This window comes from Mesorhizobium sp. M2A.F.Ca.ET.067.02.1.1 (assembly GCF_004023285.1).
Taxonomy (GTDB): Bacteria; Pseudomonadota; Alphaproteobacteria; order Rhizobiales; family Rhizobiaceae; genus Mesorhizobium.
The window spans coordinates 1-387 of record NZ_RZSB01001495.1 but is presented as its reverse complement, the minus strand read 5'-3'; the positions used below and the strand labels follow the sequence as shown (position 1 = coordinate 387).

At 65.1% G+C, this 387-nt stretch carries 1 pseudogene; it reads right to left on the bottom strand.

From position 1 onward, the window contains the following. Window positions 1-56: 56 nt before the first annotated feature. Window positions 57-387 (bottom strand): annotated as a pseudogene (locus tag EOA28_RS38490) (excinuclease ABC subunit B); the annotation flags it as partial.

Genomic DNA, 387 nt, shown 5'->3' with positions numbered 1-387 from the left:
AGAGAGGGGCGCTGTCCCGCCAGCATCTCAACGTGTCTTGAACCGACCTTCGGAAATCAATGCCCTGGCCGTCCCGTCTTGCCCGGTCGACGCTTCTGGCGACGCTCGTCGGCCGGCTCCTCGTAGGAGCCGATGCCCGAACGCTGGCGGACGATGGGTTTGCTGGAATCGCCGCGTTCCTTCGCGCCCCCCTCCGTCCTGCCGGACATCTCCCCCACAAGGGGGGAGATCGGCTTTGGCTTCGCCGGCACTTTTCCCTCGACGGGCTTTTCCGTACGGCGCACCGTCATCTCGTCGAGCGAGTTCTTGCGGAACAACGGCTTGGTGCGGTCGCCGGGAATGCCGAAGTCGGAGCCGTGCGCTTCTGCCGCCGACTGTTTCTTGAAC